This window comes from Paraburkholderia sp. JPY465, from assembly GCF_050436725.1.
Taxonomy (GTDB): domain Bacteria; phylum Pseudomonadota; class Gammaproteobacteria; order Burkholderiales; family Burkholderiaceae; genus Paraburkholderia; species Paraburkholderia youngii.
Genome location: NZ_JBNDMT010000006.1, coordinates 1,159,890 through 1,175,480, shown reverse-complemented (window position 1 = coordinate 1,175,480; position 15,591 = coordinate 1,159,890). Strand labels below are relative to the sequence as shown.

The window sequence follows — 15,591 nt, the reverse complement described above, 5'->3', positions numbered from 1 at the left end:
CGTCGCCAGGGGTCCCGCCATGATCGTGTATCACACCGTAGCCGATTCACCGGTGATCGAAATATCCGTCGAAGGCAAAATCACCGACCACGAACTGCGCGAAGCCATCGAGCGCATGCGCGGCGATCTTGAACTGAACGGTAAGACCCGCGTGCTCGAACGTATCGAGCATTTCAGCGGCATCGAACCGAAGGCACTGTGGACCGACCTGACGCTCGGCGTCTCCGTCGCCCGCAAGGTCAAGCGCGCCGCCGTGGTAGCCGACGCGGGCTGGATTCACGCGTCGATGCATTTGGCGCGGTTCTTTACAAAGGCCGAAATCAAGGCGTTTCGCGTCAACGAGCTGGAACAGGCGCGGGCCTGGATCAACGCCTGAACGTCGTCTTCAGCCGGACGCATTGAGCAGAGACCGGTACTGCCGCATCAGCGACATGCAGTGCCATCCACACAAGAAGCACAACAGGAGAAGAGGAGCACATGACGAAGCGAGTGATTGTGACCGGCGGCAGCGGCCTGGCCGGAAAATGGGTCGTCCAGGACCTGGTCGAGCACGGCTACGAGGTGATGAATGTCGATCGCGTGCCGATGGCAACGCGCACCGCACGCACGTTGATTACGGACATCACCGATGCGGGCCAGGTATTCAATGCGCTGGCATCGAGCACGGCCCCGGGCGAATTCGCCAACGACCTCGAACCCAAGCCGATCGACGCGATCGTGCATTTCGCGGCGATCCCTCGCATCATGATCACGCCCGACAACGAGGTGTACCGGATCAACGTGATGGGCACGTACAACATCCTCGACGCAGCGTCGAAGCTTGGCATTCGCAAGGTTATCGTGGCATCGAGCGAAACCACCTACGGCATCGTGTTCGCGCACCGCGACCGCAGTCCGGAATACTTCCCGCTCGACGAGGAATATCCGGTGGACCCGATGGACAGCTACGCGACGTCGAAGGTGATCAACGAAGTGACGGCGAAGGCGTTTCACGCGCGCACCGGCTCCGACATTTACTGCTTCCGTATCGGCAATGTGCTCGAACCCAGCGACTACGCGAAGTTTCCGGAGTGGCTCAAAGATCCGGCACTGCGCAAGAGGATCGCGTGGAGCTATATCGACGGCCGCGATCTCGCGAGCGCGTGCCGGCTCGCCATCGAAAAGGACGGTCTCGGCTTTCAGGTCATGAACGTGGCGGCCGACGACGTATCGTCCGACGTGCCCACCGCGGAACTGCTCCGGCGCTACTACCCGGGCGTGCCGGTCAGAAAGCAACTCGGCGAGTTCGAGACTCTGCTCAGCAATGAGAAGCTCAAGCGCCTTGTTGGGTGGAAACAGCAACACTACTGGCGCGACGAAACGAAGAAGATCGCCTAGTAGGCATGGCGGGCCGGTGCCCGGCCGGCCCAATCATGCCGTGCGAGTCCTGATTGCCTACCTTGCAACGACGCTGAAGGGTGCAATGGCGCCGTTCTCGATCCCGCGCAGATCAGTGCTTGTGCACCTTCTCCAGACTGTCCGCGCGATGCACCGCATGCTGACCGCTTTTCTCGCTTTCGACCTCGTATCGGGGGTCATCCTTCGACGCACTGATAACCTGACCCTCCAGTTCCGTATCCCTGATGATCCTGCGGACGACCGTACCTGTCGTCACGCCTTGCGGGGTATTCCACGTGACGCGATCACCTGTTTTCGGTCGATGGGACATGATTGTGCTCTCCAGTGGTTGAACCCATAGGATCGCAGCATTCGTCGTTCCTGAGCCGGCTCGAGCGTCTCATCCGTTATTCGCCGGGTTGCGGCGTATAGCGCAGATACGGACGCTCCGCACGATAGCCCTTGGGAAATTTCTCTTTGATAACGGCTTCGTCCTGAAACGTGAGCGGAATGATCACCTCGTCGCCGCTCTTCCAGTTGCCAGGGGTGGCCACCTGATGTGCATCGCTTAGCTGCAACGCGTCGATGACCCGCAGAATCTCGTCGAAGTTACGGCCGATGCTGAGCGGATAGGTCAGCGTCAGCCGCAGGGTCTTCTTCGGATCGATGATGAAGACCGCGCGCACCGTAGCCGTTCCCGACTGGTTCGGATGGATCATGCCGTATAGCGCGGCGACCTTTTTGTCCTTGTCGGCGATGATCGGAAATCCGACCACGGTTTTCTGCGTCTCCTCGATATCTTTCGTCCATGCCTTGTGCGATGTGACGTCATCGACTGAAAGGGCGATCGCCTTGACGTTGCGCTTCTCGAACTCGGGCTGCAATTTCCCCGTCAGACCGAGTTCCGTCGTGCACACGGGTGTGAAGTCCGCGGGATGGGAAAACAGAACGACCCATGCATCGCCGGCCCACTCGTGGAAGCGGATCCGCCCAATTGACGTGTCCTGCTCGAAGTCAGGCGCGGTATCGCCCAGACGAAGACTACTCATGATGTTGACCTCTCAGGTTAGATCGCCCCACGGAGAATTCGTGGAGTCGCGGAATGAATCAGTTCGGCGCGTAGATATAGCGGCGTGACCACGGAAGCTTGCTGGCACGGATGCCCGCCTTGCGCGCGACGATCTGGTAAATGGCCACTTCGTCGTTCTCGAATGCGTGAGCGCAGCCCGCGAGATAGAGACGCCAGATCCGGAATGTCTTTTCGTCGACCAGTTCGCGCAGCTTCGCTGCGTTCGCCTCGTAATTCGCGCTCCACAGCCGCAGGGTTTGCGCATAGTGCTTGCGAAGGTTCTCTACGTCGAACGCTTCGAGACCGCCCTCCTGCATCGACTTCAACGTGAGGCTCAGATGAGGCAACTCGCCATCGGGAAACACGTACTTATCGATAAAGACGCCGCCGTACGGCGTCTCGCCGCTTTCCGCATCGGTCGACGTGATGCCGTGATTCATCAACACGCCGTCTTCGGCGAGAAGTCCTTCCACGTGCGCGAAGTATTCGGCAAGATTCTGGCGCCCCACATGTTCGAACACGCCGACGCTGGTGATCCGATCGAAGCGTCCGGATACATCGCGGTAGTCCTGCAAGCGGATTTCGATGCGATCCGTCAGACCTCGTGCTTTCACGAGTTCAGTTGCCCACTCGAAGTGGTTTTTCGACAGCGTGATGCCGACACACCGCGCGCCGAATTTACGCGCGGCGCGAATCACGAGCGCACCCCATCCGCAGCCGATGTCGAGCAATGTCTGCCCGGGCTTCAGCTGGATTTTCGCGAGGATGTGGTCGATCTTCTTTTGCTGGGCGGTGGCCAGGTCCTCGTCGCCATTCTCGAAGTACGCACACGAGTAGACCATGCGGCGGTCCAGCCACAGCCGGTAGAAATCGTTCGACACATCGTAGTGGTGGTGGATCGCGCGCAGGTCGGACGCGTTCGAATGAGTCAGATGTCGCGCGAGGCGGTGCAACCGGCCCTGCGCCTCCGGCGAAGCCATCGCGAGCGCATAGCCGATATCGACGATGTCGGTCAGGTCCCCTTCGAGATCGATCTTTCCCTGGACGTAGGCTTCTCCCAGCGTGTCCAGCCGCGGCGACAGCAGCAGTCGCGTGACTGCCGCGGTTTTCGCGTGCAGCGTGACGGCTGGCTGCCTGAATACGCCAAGATCATGCGACTGGCCATTCCAGAGCGAAACGCGTGCTGGCAAATTCCTGTGCTCGCGAAGATCGGCCGCCCACGAGGCCAGCTTTCTTTCCCAAAACATCCAATTCTCCTTCATGGACCGCAAGTAAAGCGACATCGTCGAAGCAGACCGTGCAATACGCTGGATCAACGGTTGAAATCGCGGCCCGAGGTCACGGCATCGACATAACCCGCGCGAATGACGAAGTCACCGAAGTGCTCATGCTCGACGCGTTCGCTGGCGAAATGGCCGAGCGTCGTGTCGAGCGACTCGAGGATCGTCTGTTCGCCGACGTTCTCGCGATACAGGCGATTGAGTCTTTCCCCGTGAAAGCCGCCACCCAGATAAAGGTTGTACTTGCCGGGCGCGCGTCCCGACAGTCCGATCTCTGCGATATAGGGCCGCGAGCAACCGTTCGGGCAGCCGCTCATGCGCATCGTGATCGGCACATCCGCCAGCCCGTGCTTTTCGAGCAAGGCTTCGATCTTCGTCACGAGAGACGGCAGGTAGCGCTCGCTTTCGGCCATCGCCAGACCACATGTCGGCATCGCGACGCAGGCCATCGAGTTCAGGCGCAACGCGCTGTCACGAACGTGAGCGAGCAGGCCGTGTTCTTCGGCGAGCCGCTCGATTTGCTCGCGGTTCGCGTCGGGCACCTGAGCAATCACGATGTTCTGATTAGGCGTCAGGCGAAACGTGCCGACGTGCACGCGCGCGATTGCACGCAAACCGTCGAGCAGCGCATGGTCCGGCCTGTTGCTCAGGCGGCCGTTCTCGATGAACAGCGTCAGGTGATGCGCGCCGTCGTCGCCCGTCTGCCAGCCGAGTGCGTCGCCGTTCGTCGTAAAGGCAAACTGGTGCGCTTCTCCGAGTGCGAAGCCCAGCCGCCGTTCGATCTCGGCTTTGACCCAGTCGAGACCGAGATCGTCGATCGTGTACTTGAAGCGCGCGTGCGCGCGTTCCTTGCGGTCGCCGTAATCGCGCTGAACGCTCATCACGGCTTCGCAGGTGGCAAGCACCTGATCCGGCGCGACGAAGCCGATCACGTCGGCGAGCCGCGGATAGGTCGCCGCCGATTGATCGCTGCGTCCCATTCCGCCGCCGATCGCCACGTTGAATCCCTTCAGTTCGCCGTGCTCGGCAATGGCGACAAAACCGAGGTCCTGTGTGTAGACATCGATGTCGTTGACCGGTGGAACCGCGAAGCCAATCTTGAACTTGCGCGGCATATAGGTCTTGCCGTAGAACGGCTCCTCGGGCTCCGGGCCCTCGATGCGTGTCTCGCCATACCAGGTCTCGTGATAAGCGCGCATGCGTGGAATCGCCTGGTCGCTGGCGCGGCGTGCGAGATCATAGACAGCGGCATGGAGTGACGACAGATGCGGATTGATCGAGCACATCACACCGCGGGCGTCGTCGCCGCAGGCAGAGATCGTATCGAGCTGCACTTCGCGCAGGCCCTGAATGAGAGGTCGCAGGTCGTCTTTGAGCACCCAATGGAATTGGACCGTTTGCCGCGTCGTCAGCCGCAGTGTTTCGCCGCCGTTCTCGCGCGCGAGTTGGTCGAGTTTGAGCCATTGCGCAGGCGTGCAGACGCCGCCTGGCATTCGCACGCGAATCATGAACTGAAACGCCGGTTCCAGCTTTTGCCGCCGGCGCTCGTCGCGCAGATCGCGGTCGTCCTGCTGATAAATGCCGTGGAATTTCATCAGCTTCGTGTCGGTATCGGCTACGGCGCCCGTCAACGGATCGGCCAGGCTTGCGCCGATCGTGCCGCGCAACTGGTCGCTCGCGGCCTTCAGACGTTCGTCCGCGCTCAAGCGTTCGACGGGCTGTGACAGGTCGCGGCTGCGATCCGGTTCGGTATGTGGGGTGGTCATCATCTCGCTCAGTAGACGTCGCGCTGGTAGCGCCCGTCGCGTTGAAGCTGTTGAAGGTACGCTTGCGCGCATTCGGTATCGAGCGCGCCCTCGCTGCCGATGATCTCGATAAGCGTGTGATGGACATCGGGCGCGAGGCGGCTTGCATCGCCGCAGACGTATAGGTGCGCGCCTTCTTCCAGCCACGCGAAGAGGTCGTGGCCCTGCGCCTGCATCCGGTGCTGCACGTAGGTCTTCCCTTCGCCGTTGATGCGCCGGTCGCGCGAGAAGGCAACGTCCATCCGGGTCAGCGCGTTGTCTTTCAGCAGCCGTTGCCACTCTGTCTGGTAGAGAAAGTCGGTGCGGAAATTGCGTTCGCCGAAGAAAAGCCACGACCGTCCGTGGGCCCCGCGAGCTTCGCGTTCCTGCATGAAGGCGCGAAACGGCGCAATGCCGGTGCCGGCGCCGATCATGATGATCGGCACGTCGCCTCCGGGCAGCCGGAAGTTCGAATTCCGGTGTACGTACACAGGCAATTGAGCATCGAGCTCGATGCGCTCGGACAATTGACCCGACGCTACGCCTGCGCGCGGTTCGCCGTGCAGTTCGTAGCGCAGCGCCGAAACGGTCAGGTGCACTTCATCGGGTGCCGCGGCGAGGCTCGATGCAATCGAATAGAGCCGCGGCTGCAACGGTCTTAGCGCGGCGAGGAAGTGCTGCGCGTCGATACCCTTGACGGGAAACCGCCGTAACACGTCGATGATGTGGTGGCCGCGCATGTACGCGGTTCGCTCGCCAGCATGCGCGTTGTCGACGAGACGTTCGAGTTCTGCCGCGCCGGAAAGCCGTGCCCAATGCTCGAGAAAGCGCGGCGTGAGTGCAGTGACTTCGAAGCCCGCGCCGAGCGCATCGCCGAGTGTGGTGTCGTTGCCCTTCACATCGACCGCTTGCGAGGCATCGAGATCGAGTTCCTGCAGTACCGCGCGTACCACGGAAGGATCATTCGTCGGCACCACGCCCAATGCGTCGCCCGGTTCGAAGCTGAGCCCCGAGCCTTCGAGCGACAGTTCGATATGCCGGGTTTCCTTCGATGATCCACGCCCCGTCAGCGCGATGTTTTCAATGACGCGGGCGTGAAACGGATGTTGCCTGTCGATGGCCGCCCGCCGTTGCGCCACAGCGCCTGCGGGCGCGCGCGGTTCGGCGCTGAGCGGATGACCGCCTGCGGATAAATTACTGCCCAGAAGCGCAAGGGTCTGCTCGATCCAGGCGTTCGCCGGTTGTTCGTAATCGACGTCACAATCGACTCTCTGCGCGAGGCGCTCGGCGCCGAGGTCCTCGAAACGGCGGTCGAGCCGCTTGCCCGCCTCGCAATAGTGTTCATACGTCGAGTCGCCCAACGCAAGCACGGCAAAACGCACGCCGTTCAGCTTCGGCGCCTTGCGTCCTTCGACGAACTCGAAGAAGTCGGTGGCCGATTGCGGCGGATCGCCCTCGCCATAAGTGCTCGCGACGACGAGGACATCCTGCTCGTCCTTCAACTGACGAACCTTGTAGCTCGCCATGTCATGCAGCGACGCGACGAGACCGCGTTGCGCCGCCTGCTCCGCGAGCGTGCGGGCGAGCGCCGCGCTGTTGCCGGTTTCGCTGCCGTAGAGCACGGTGAGCCGGCGTGCCGAAGTGCCGCCGAGGCGGGCTTCAGCAGCCGGTGCACTCGCTTCGGCTCGGAGTGTGTTGGCTTGGTCGAACCCCGCGAGATATCCGCTGACCCAGACGAGTTGCCGGGAGTCGAGCGAGGTCGTGAGGGCCTTGATGTGTTCCCACTGGACCTCGGTCAGCCCCGGGTCCCGAAATTCCGCAACAGCCATCTCTCTATCGACTCCAGACGTACGCTGCCCCCGGGTGTCCGCGTGAGCGTGTCGCGCGGACCTCGACAGGTCAGCTTGGTGATGAACCAACAGTCATTTTCCGCCACCGGTTATCCGCACGCAAATGGATTATCATTGCAATTGAATGCAAAAATTTTGATATGAAACGATGGATATCACACTGGCCCGCACCTTTCTCGAAGTCTCGGCAAGTGGCAGCTTCATATCGGCCGCGGAGCGTTTGCACCTGACGCAGACGGCGGTGAGCGCGCGCATCCGCACCCTGGAGGAACAGCTGGGACGCCGCCTGTTCGTGCGCAACAAGGCTGGCGCCCGTCTGACGACGGCAGGGGGAACGCTTCGTCCGGCATGCAACGACCCTCGTGCAGGTGTGGGAACAAGCTCGTCAGCATGTGGCGCTCCCGCCCGGACGCGAAGAGGGTGTCAGTCTGGGCGGCGAACTCAGCCTGTGGCATCCGCTGCTCGCCGACTGGCTCATCTGGATGCATCGCGAATGCCCGCAGATCGCACTGCGCGCGGAGGTGGACAGCCCGATGCGCTTGCTCGACCGCGTGCATGAAGGCTCGCTCGACATTGCCGTTCTTTACAACCCTCCGCAACGTCCCGACCTGGTTTCGGAACTGCTCGTCGAAGAAAAGCTGGTGATGGTGACGAGCGCGCCAGATGGCGCGATGGACCCCGCCCAGTATGTCTATGTCGACTGGGGGCCGAGCTTTCAGGCAAACCATCAGGCGGCCTTCCCTGAACTCGGTAGTCCACCTGTGTCCATTTCGCTCGGACCGTTGGCGCTGACTTATCTGCTGTCAGTTGGCGGATCGGGCTACTTTCGCATCGGCACCGCCGAGCCGTTCTTGCGGGACGGCCGTCTGCGCCTCGTCACGGGCGCGCCGGAATTCTCATGGTCCGCCTACGTGGTGTACGCGAGACGCCAGGAAGGCAACGTTATCGACCGGGTCCGGCAGGGGCTGCGGGCCGTCGCCACTGTATTTGACGAACCGCGCGCGGACCACGAGGTGGGCTCACGGCCGACCGTTCGCGGTAGCAGGCGGCGGACGGATCGGGGCGAATCCGTGTCACAGCGGTGACGACCGAATTGGTCGGACTATCATCGGGCGGAGCCGACCGTTATGAGCAGCGTGACGTCTTGCGGCATGTCCACCGGGTCCGGCCCGGCCACACCCGCCGGCAAATGAAACGTGCCGCCGTAGTGAATCTTATGTGAGCCGGCAGGTAGATCATTCATGACGCTCTCCAACCGTATTTGTGCTTCTTAACTGGGAACCATCGACTCGGTCGATGGCAACGTTGAAAAGCCACTCGGATTTGCAAACCTGATCAGCCACGAAAGACAACTTCTCTAATCGCAATATCGAGCGAAAGTCTGCGAAGCTATTTGCGGTCGATCATTCGCATAAACCGAAAGGCAATAGAGGTCGCATCGACATTCACCTGAGCGGGCGAATGTGAAAAATGGGCGCACGTTGATCGCGCGGAGTCACGTATTTGCTGTGACGCAAATCATCGGCGACCGGAACCAACATATAGGGAGGACTACCTGGTCACTGAGCCAACGCAATGAGCTGAGTGGTGGCAGATGCGTGCAGAAGTTTTGCACGGAAGTCTGCTCGTGGTGACTTCATGAGTCATGCAACGCCAATAAGATTTGCATTGCATGACGTCGTTATAGCAGCGGTGAAAACTACTACAAGGCGATAAATCAGCCGGGATAAGACTTCGGTTAGACGCCACGAGCCATGCAAGAGGGCACCGGCTCAATTCAGCCGATCGTCATGGACGCCCGAGCGCAATCCGCTGCGCCGCAGGCTCGCGTGTGGCACGCAGCACCGCTCGTTCTTGTCAACCGCACTCTTCCACATAAGCCGGAACAGAAAATGTTCGTTCGACACAGATCAAGCGACCTACACTGCAATTCAACGAAGACAAAAAAGATCGCCAGATCTGGCTGGACCCGAACGATCGTGTTCCGATTTCGCTTTGATCAGGCGGAGTCCGTACATGCTCCCCTTTCTGTGGAGGCGCTCATGAAAAAGGAGAGGAAGACAGCACGGCAAATTCTGTCCGGGAACCCGCGGGAGTTGGTTTCGGTCGGCCCCGACGACACGGTGCTCAGCGCGCTCCAGCTGATGGCCGACAAGGATGTGACGACGGTGCTGGTGCTGCAGGGCAGCAATCTGGTCGGCGTGCTGTCCCAGCGGGACTACGCGCGCAAAGTCGACGTGCTCGGCCGCAACGCCGCCAACACCCGCGTTGGCGACATCATGACCACTCAGGTGTTTTATGTGACGCCCGAACATACCTGCGATCAATGCCTCGCATCGATGCACACGAAGCGGATCCGGCACCTGCCTGTTATCGAATCCGGGCGCGTCATCGGCGTGCTTTCCGACAGTGACGTGCTGGAGGAACTCCTGCAGGAGGACGAGCATTTCATCCGTGTTCTCGAGGACGACATGCTCCATCTGACCATCGATACCGGCGGCGCCTATTAGACAGTCGCGCTCGAATCAGACGAGGTGAAACGTGAGCACGCAATCAACCGCGGGGACGCCTGCACCGGCCATCCTGTCCCGCTCGTCCGGCAAAGTGGCGTCCGCACGCGATGCCGTGCGCCTGATCCGCGCCGGCGATACGGTCGCCACAGGTGGCTTCGTCGGCATCGGCTTCGCCGAAGACATCGCTATTGCCATCGAGGAACTCTGTACGACGCGTGACGAGGATGCGTTAATCACCCTCCCAAAGCCACGCGACCTGACGCTGGTCTATGCTGCCGGTCAAGGAGACGGCAAGGACCGAGGACTGAACCACCTGGCGACGCCGGGGCTCGTCAAGCGCGTCATCGGCGGACACTGGGGTCTCGTGCCGAAGCTGCAGCGGCTTGCGGTAAATAATCAGATCGAAGCCTATAACCTGCCGCAGGGCGTGATCAGTCACCTGTTTCGCGATATTGCGGCCGGAAAACCCGGCCATCTGTCACGTGTCGGCCTCGGCACCTTCGTCGATCCGCGCTTCGGTGGCGGCAAGCTGAACGAACGCACCACCGAAAACCTGGTCGAGTTGATGCAGATCGGCAACGACGAATATCTGTTCTACAAGTCCTTCCCGATCAACGTCGCGATCGTGCGCGGCACCACCGCCGATCCCGACGGCAATGTGACGATGGAGCGCGAAGCGCTGACCCTGGAGGCGCTGGCGATCGCCATGGCCGCGCACAACTGCCACGGTCTGGTGATCGTCCAGGTGGAGCGCATCGCCGAAAGCGGCTCGCTCAATCCGCGACAGGTCAAGATACCCGGCGTGCTGGTCGATTGCGTCGTGCTGGCGCCGCCTGAGAATCATCAGCAGACTTTTGCCACACCGTACAGCGCGGCGTTCGCCGGCGAGATCCGGGTGCCCACGAGCAGCATGGCGCCGATGTCGATGAGCGAGCGCAAGGTGATCGCGCGGCGCGCGGCAATGGAACTCCAGCCGAACAGCGTGGTGAATCTCGGAATCGGCATGCCCGAGGGCATCGCCAGCGTCGCCAACGAGGAAAGAATTCTCGACCTGCTGACGCTGACCACCGAGCCCGGCGTGATCGGCGGCATTCCGGCGGGAGGCTTGAACTTCGGCGCGGCGACCAATCCGCAGGCGATCATCGATCAGCCCGCACAGTTCGATTTCTATGACGGCGGCGGGCTCGACGTCGCGTTTCTCGGCCTCGCGCAGGCCGATCGGATGGGAAACCTCAACGTGTCGAGATTCGGGCCGCGCCTGGCCGGTGCCGGAGGCTTCATCAACATCAGCCAGAATGCCAGGAAAGTCGTGTTTGTCGGCACGTTCATGGCGGGCCAAAGCCAGATTTCAGTCGTCGACGGCAAGCTGCATATTCACCGTGACGGCACGGCCAGGAAGTTCATCGACGAAGTCGAGCACCGCACGTTTTCTGGCCCGTATGCGGCGGCGGCGGGGCAACCGGTCCTCTACATCACCGAGCGTTGCGTGTTCGAACTGTGCGCCGAGGGTATGGAACTCATCGAGATCGCACCTGGTGTCGATCTGGAGCGCGATATTCTGGCCAGGATGGACTTCGCACCGATCCTGCGTTCGCCGAAGCAGATGGACGAGCGGATCTTCCTGCCGGAACCGATGGGCCTGCGCTCGAATGTTTTGCGGCTGCCGCTGGAAGCGCGCTTCATCTACGACGACGACAAGAACATCATGTTCCTCAATTTCTCGCGTCTCGAGGTGAAGCGTCCCGACGACATCGCCGCGATCCGAACTCAGGTATGCCGGATCTGCGAACCCCTGGACCACAAGGTTTATGCGGTGGTGAACTACGAGGGTTTCGTGCTGGACCCCGCGCTGGAAGACGCGTATGTCGAAATGGTCGAGGATATGGTGCAGCGCTACTATCTCGGCGTGACGCGCTTTACCACCAGCGCTTTCATGCGCGCCAAACTGGGTGACGCACTGACGCGGCGCGGGCTGTCACCTTATGTCTATGAGACGGAGGCGGAGGCGCAGGCCTTCCTGCGCGAGCAGTCGCCGGACCGCTAGCGAAGCTGAAATCGCCACGAGTGATGTCATCGAGCCGGCAGCCGTCACATCGGCTTGTTGTCGCCACCCTGCAAGTGGAGCGGGTCCGGACTCTTCTGGGTTGAGCGCAACACGCCGGTGTCGTCGAAATAGAAGTTAAACAGCAGGTACCACAGGTTGTCTTCCAGATAGCGATAGCTCCAGACCTCGCGTTTCAACATTGGAAAGTATGTCGTTTCCTCCGGGCGGCCGAAGTTGATCAGAACGTCATTCTTCGTCCACTGGTCAGGCTCCGCGCGGTAAAACTCGTTCGGCTGCAGCACTTGCCGGACGCGGATCACTTTGCCGGTCGGGTCGATGTCCGCGGCGACGGTGACTTCCCCCATGGGCTGCGTCGGCCACATTAGCCGCCTGGAACCGTCGGGCAGGTTGTAGACCTCGCGCGGCTGCCCCATTCTGGCGACCACGGCCGATTCCGGTTCGCCCGCATGGAACGCTTCCCACGGCTGCGCGCAGGCCCCGAGCGCGAATACCGCTGCGCAGAGCAGCGCGGCGCGTCTGTGACAGGCACGACCGGATACCGATCGGGATGAGTTCGATCGCCGGAATGTCATGTGCGACCCTACCCGCCAAGCTCCAGAGTCAGTGCCTGTGATGTAGCCAGCCCATGTGATGGGCGTCGAGCCACTGGGTCATAGTCTCTTGCGGATGCGCGTGCCTGTATCGCCGCGCGAACACGAACGCGATGACCAGCAGGGCCGCCAACGCCACTACCAGGCCCATCATTGACTGAGTCATGGCAGCCTCCTTTCAGGTTGCGACCATGGCTATATGGTAGGCGATGCGCTCGATGTCAGGGCCCTGCCAGCCAGCGCAATTGCGGCCCCGGATAGCCCGCGACCCACGTGCCGTTCGCGCCGAAATCCCAGGTCGGACCGAAGCTCGCCGGCTCGAGCAACTGTTGATCGGTGAGTCCGCTCGAGTCGGCCACCGCCGTGCCCGCGCCGACGCCCGCCGCCGCCCCTGACGATTCGCGGTTCCAGAACACGTTCGCGGCGATGCGGCCGCTGTTCGTGCCCGCGATACCGCCTGTCGTCGCGTTCGCGCCCGGCGTGAGCCTCGACGCGGCATACGACTCGCCGATGGAGCCCGTATTGCTGCCGACAAGCCCTCCGACAGTCGCGCAGCCGCTCAGGAATTCGTCTGCATACGATTGGGCGATCGCGCCATGGTTGGTGCCGACGAGTCCGCCGACTGTGCTTTGCGCACCGGCTGTTGCCCGGCCGATCGCGAAAGACTGACCGATGCGGCCATCGTTAAGTCCGACGAGCCCACCGACCTGATCCGCGCCGGTGATGGCCACGCCCGCCCACGAGCGCTCGATACGTCCAAAGTTCTCGCCAACCAGGCCGCCGGCCACCGTACTCGTGTTGCCCGTCGCATCGATGGTGCCCGTTGCGCCGACGTTTACCATGTGCCCGTAGTTGACGCCGGCCAGCAAGCCGGCCGTTCCTCCCGATGAGGTCGCGGCGCCGTCCGCCAGTGTGAAATTGCGCACGACGCCGCTCTTGCCGATCACGCCGAAGAGTCCGGTATCGGCCGCGGTCGACAGATGCAGGTCCGCGGGCAGATGCCCCATGCCGTCGAACTGCCCGGTGAACGGATTCGCGGCGGTGCCGATGCCGCCGAAGTCCGGCGCACCCGCGAATTCGAGCCCCCTGCTGCCGAGCGCATAGTTGCCGGACAGGTTGTTATTCACCGCGCTCAGATCCGCCATCGAGTTGACGAGCTGATAGGCCGTGAACTGCGTGACGAGCCCACTGAACGGCGCAGGGCGCCACGATGCGTTGGTGTTCACCGTGCCGGGCGTGTAGCTGCCGTTCATGTCGTACAGCCCACTGACGATGCCCATGCTGCGCGACCAGTCGATCGTGCCCAGATTGGTCAGGCTGCCGCCGTTGTCGAAACCATTGGTATCGGCGGACAGCGTGAGCGAACCTTTGCCCGCATTGGCGATGGTCGTCTGCGGTGCGATCGTCAGCGAGTGCGCCGCATCGAGCGTCAGCGAGGAGGCTCCGTGCCAGCGCACGCTGGCGTCGATCGCGATGTCTCCTTCACCGGTCGCACCGAGCTTGCCGTCCCCGCCGTTCGCGATCACGGAGATCGACGCGCCGTTGCTCAGGCTTGCGCCGAGCGTGTGGGCAGTGGGGCCGTCCGCGATGAAGTCTCCAGTGGTGATGTTCCATGCTTTCGCCCGCACATCCGCGCCGCCGACCTTGACGTCTTTGCCTGACATGTCGACCGTGCCGCCGCTGCCGTCGGCATTGCGCGCGCTGATTCGCGCGCCGCGCGCATCGACGTTGCCGGAGTTGACGAGGACCCCGTTGGTGGTCGTGTTGGCGACGAGCCATACGTGGCCGTCGCGGGTCGCAGTGCCGGTGGCGCGCAGCGCGCCCGAACGACCCGCGAGCGCGAAGATGTTGCCGTCGGCCGCCTGCACGTTGACGATCGCCGCCCGCACCTTGCCCGAGTTCGTCACCGTGCCGCCGCTTCCCACGTCCACGAAGACTTGTTGGTAGTTGCCGTCGTATAGATGCACCTGACGGCCCGTGGCGAATTCGGCATTGCCGTTCGGCGCGTCGATCGTCCCTGCGTTCGTGACCTTGTTGGCCGATATCAGGAACACGTCTCCGCCCGACGAACTGATCTTGCCGAGATTGACGACATCCGCCGTGGAACTGCCTGTGTAAGCCGACCCGCCGATCACGGGCGGGTTGAGAAAGACATCGTTGGGGACGTCGAGGGTCGAGGCGACGAAGCGCCCGCCCGTCGACACCACGCCGCCAGGCCCGATGAGCACGCCATGCGGATTGATCAGGTAGACGCTGCCGGTGCCCTTCAGCGTGCCATAGATCGCCGACACATCGTTACCCGTCACGCGATTGAGTGTCGCGCCCGTGCCGTTGTCGATCGATACCGTGCGGCGCGACCCGATTGAAAAACTGTTCCATTCGATGATGCCGCGCGAGCCCGCCTGCGTGATGCTGATGCCGGCATCGTTCTGAGCGATGTTTCCCGAGCCGGCGACGAAATGGCCGCCCTGAGGCAGAGTGCCCGCCGCGCACGCGACGTGCGTCGCGAGAAGTCCGGTCAGCGAAACGACGATGGCGAATGAAATACGCCCGCTTGAATGACGACGTGGCGATGCACGTCGCCGCAGCAGAGGTGGTCTTTGAGTTTTCATGCATCCCCCTTCCAGGCTTGCGCGAAACGGCTGCGCTCCGTATGAAGACTAGCAGTTCGCCTCGTCGCGACTTGCGGCAATCTCAACGATTTGCGCCGTACTGTCGGGCTTTCATACCACTCTCGCCGCAAGATGGCCGCCTGGTTCGAATGTCGTGGCTAGTTTGGTCGATATTTCGGCCCGAAATGCTGTTGCGCGACCGGGACGCGACGCTGGTTATTACCATCGCCTTCCACGTTGATGACAATTTCAATGCAAGTTTGAAATACCGTTATTACGAGGGGTTATTAAACGACGGACCTCCACCCACCGTCGATTTCCGCAAAGGCCCATGCGGCGGGCATTGCGGGGTCGCGGCACCGTCCGCGCCCGGACTCGCGATCGCGCAGTGCGCCCCCCGACAGGCAGCGGCCGCGACCGGACATTTCGGTATACTCCCGCGTTTTCCCGA

Annotated in this window: 14 protein-coding genes and 1 pseudogene; 6 read left to right on the top strand and 9 right to left on the bottom strand. The window is 62.0% G+C overall.

Features of this window, described 5'->3' with window-relative positions; all coding sequences use genetic code 11:
- The first annotated feature begins 19 nt into the window (after positions 1–19).
- Together QFZ94_RS38780 and QFZ94_RS38775 are read left to right on the top strand one after the other, a co-directional pair.
- Positions 20–376, top strand: coding sequence for an STAS/SEC14 domain-containing protein (locus QFZ94_RS38780; RefSeq protein WP_368581318.1), 357 nt, complete (start codon positions 20–22; stop codon positions 374–376).
- Between the two features lie 101 nt (positions 377–477).
- Positions 478–1,377 (top strand): NAD-dependent epimerase/dehydratase family protein, encoded by a 900-nt coding sequence (locus QFZ94_RS38775; protein WP_368581317.1) that lies wholly within the window; start codon positions 478–480, stop codon positions 1,375–1,377.
- Between the two features lie 112 nt (positions 1,378–1,489).
- Here the strand turns inward: QFZ94_RS38775 and QFZ94_RS38770 are convergent, their stop codons facing one another.
- The 5 genes from QFZ94_RS38770 to QFZ94_RS38750 all read right to left on the bottom strand — a co-directional run bounded on the left by QFZ94_RS38770 (position 1,490) and on the right by QFZ94_RS38750 (position 7,339).
- Complete coding sequence (locus QFZ94_RS38770) at positions 1,490–1,708, bottom strand: DUF2945 domain-containing protein (RefSeq protein WP_429463179.1); 219 nt, start codon at positions 1,706–1,708, stop codon at positions 1,490–1,492.
- 76 nt (positions 1,709–1,784) lie between these two features.
- Complete coding sequence (locus QFZ94_RS38765; protein WP_429463177.1) at positions 1,785–2,426, bottom strand: peroxiredoxin; 642 nt, start codon at positions 2,424–2,426, stop codon at positions 1,785–1,787.
- A 58-nt stretch (positions 2,427–2,484) separates the two neighbouring features.
- A complete protein-coding gene (locus tag QFZ94_RS38760) occupies positions 2,485–3,693 on the bottom strand; it encodes a class I SAM-dependent methyltransferase (protein WP_429463175.1) in 1,209 nt (402 codons plus the stop codon).
- A 65-nt stretch (positions 3,694–3,758) separates the two neighbouring features.
- The gene (locus QFZ94_RS38755; protein ID WP_429463173.1) at positions 3,759–5,492 is read right to left on the bottom strand and encodes an NADPH-dependent assimilatory sulfite reductase hemoprotein subunit; all 1,734 of its coding nucleotides are present in this window, start codon (positions 5,490–5,492) and stop codon (positions 3,759–3,761) included.
- Positions 5,493–5,500: 8 nt separating this feature from the next.
- On the bottom strand, positions 5,501–7,339 hold the full coding sequence (locus QFZ94_RS38750) for an assimilatory sulfite reductase (NADPH) flavoprotein subunit (protein WP_429463171.1): 1,839 nt from the start codon (positions 7,337–7,339) through the stop codon (positions 5,501–5,503).
- Between the two features lie 169 nt (positions 7,340–7,508).
- Between QFZ94_RS38750 and QFZ94_RS38745 the strand changes: the two are divergent.
- Together QFZ94_RS38745 and QFZ94_RS38740 are read left to right on the top strand one after the other, a co-directional pair.
- Positions 7,509–7,631: pseudogene (locus tag QFZ94_RS38745) on the top strand (LysR family transcriptional regulator); the annotation flags it as partial.
- 91 nt (positions 7,632–7,722) lie between these two features.
- The gene (locus QFZ94_RS38740; RefSeq protein ID WP_429463169.1) at positions 7,723–8,445 is read left to right on the top strand and encodes a LysR substrate-binding domain-containing protein; all 723 of its coding nucleotides are present in this window, start codon (positions 7,723–7,725) and stop codon (positions 8,443–8,445) included.
- 20 nt (positions 8,446–8,465) lie between these two features.
- On the opposite strand, the gene QFZ94_RS38735 is transcribed toward QFZ94_RS38740, so the two are convergent.
- A complete protein-coding gene (locus QFZ94_RS38735; RefSeq protein WP_429463166.1) occupies positions 8,466–8,603 on the bottom strand; it encodes a hypothetical protein in 138 nt (45 codons plus the stop codon).
- Between the two features lie 799 nt (positions 8,604–9,402).
- Here QFZ94_RS38735 and QFZ94_RS38730 point away from each other — a divergent pair.
- Both QFZ94_RS38730 and QFZ94_RS38725 read left to right on the top strand, forming a co-directional pair.
- Positions 9,403–9,870: a CBS domain-containing protein gene (locus tag QFZ94_RS38730; protein WP_368581309.1), complete on the top strand. Its 468-nt coding sequence runs from the start codon at positions 9,403–9,405 to the stop codon at positions 9,868–9,870.
- A 31-nt stretch (positions 9,871–9,901) separates the two neighbouring features.
- Entirely contained in the window at positions 9,902–11,917 is a 2,016-nt protein-coding gene (locus tag QFZ94_RS38725) for an acyl CoA:acetate/3-ketoacid CoA transferase (RefSeq protein ID WP_429463164.1), read from the top strand.
- A 44-nt stretch (positions 11,918–11,961) separates the two neighbouring features.
- Here QFZ94_RS38725 and QFZ94_RS38720 read toward each other — a convergent pair whose 3' ends face one another.
- Genes QFZ94_RS38720 through QFZ94_RS38710 form a run of 3 tightly spaced genes read right to left on the bottom strand, consistent with a single transcriptional unit; the run spans position 11,962 to position 15,140 of the window.
- Positions 11,962–12,510, bottom strand: coding sequence for a hypothetical protein (locus tag QFZ94_RS38720; protein WP_429463161.1), 549 nt, complete (start codon positions 12,508–12,510; stop codon positions 11,962–11,964).
- A gap of 28 nt (positions 12,511–12,538) precedes the next feature.
- Positions 12,539–12,694 (bottom strand): hypothetical protein, encoded by a 156-nt coding sequence (locus tag QFZ94_RS38715; protein ID WP_368581306.1) that lies wholly within the window; start codon positions 12,692–12,694, stop codon positions 12,539–12,541.
- A gap of 55 nt (positions 12,695–12,749) precedes the next feature.
- Entirely contained in the window at positions 12,750–15,140 is a 2,391-nt protein-coding gene (locus QFZ94_RS38710) for a filamentous hemagglutinin N-terminal domain-containing protein (RefSeq protein ID WP_429463159.1), read from the bottom strand.
- Positions 15,141–15,591 lie beyond the last annotated feature (451 nt).

Coding starts and splice junctions, on each gene's coding strand:
- QFZ94_RS38770 (WP_429463179.1), bottom strand. CDS start 1,708: ATGTCCCATCGACCGAAAACAGGTGATCGCGTCACGTGGAATACCCCG.
- QFZ94_RS38775 (WP_368581317.1), top strand. CDS start 478: ATGACGAAGCGAGTGATTGTGACCGGCGGCAGCGGCCTGGCCGGAAAA.
- QFZ94_RS38750 (WP_429463171.1), bottom strand. CDS start 7,339: ATGGCTGTTGCGGAATTTCGGGACCCGGGGCTGACCGAGGTCCAGTGG.
- QFZ94_RS38710 (WP_429463159.1), bottom strand. CDS start 15,140: ATGAAAACTCAAAGACCACCTCTGCTGCGGCGACGTGCATCGCCACGT.
- QFZ94_RS38720 (WP_429463161.1), bottom strand. CDS start 12,510: ATGACATTCCGGCGATCGAACTCATCCCGATCGGTATCCGGTCGTGCC.
- QFZ94_RS38730 (WP_368581309.1), top strand. CDS start 9,403: ATGAAAAAGGAGAGGAAGACAGCACGGCAAATTCTGTCCGGGAACCCG.
- QFZ94_RS38780 (WP_368581318.1), top strand. CDS start 20: ATGATCGTGTATCACACCGTAGCCGATTCACCGGTGATCGAAATATCC.
- QFZ94_RS38765 (WP_429463177.1), bottom strand. CDS start 2,426: ATGAGTAGTCTTCGTCTGGGCGATACCGCGCCTGACTTCGAGCAGGAC.
- QFZ94_RS38755 (WP_429463173.1), bottom strand. CDS start 5,492: ATGACCACCCCACATACCGAACCGGATCGCAGCCGCGACCTGTCACAG.
- QFZ94_RS38715 (WP_368581306.1), bottom strand. CDS start 12,694: ATGACTCAGTCAATGATGGGCCTGGTAGTGGCGTTGGCGGCCCTGCTG.
- QFZ94_RS38735 (WP_429463166.1), bottom strand. CDS start 8,603: ATGAATGATCTACCTGCCGGCTCACATAAGATTCACTACGGCGGCACG.
- QFZ94_RS38760 (WP_429463175.1), bottom strand. CDS start 3,693: ATGTTTTGGGAAAGAAAGCTGGCCTCGTGGGCGGCCGATCTTCGCGAG.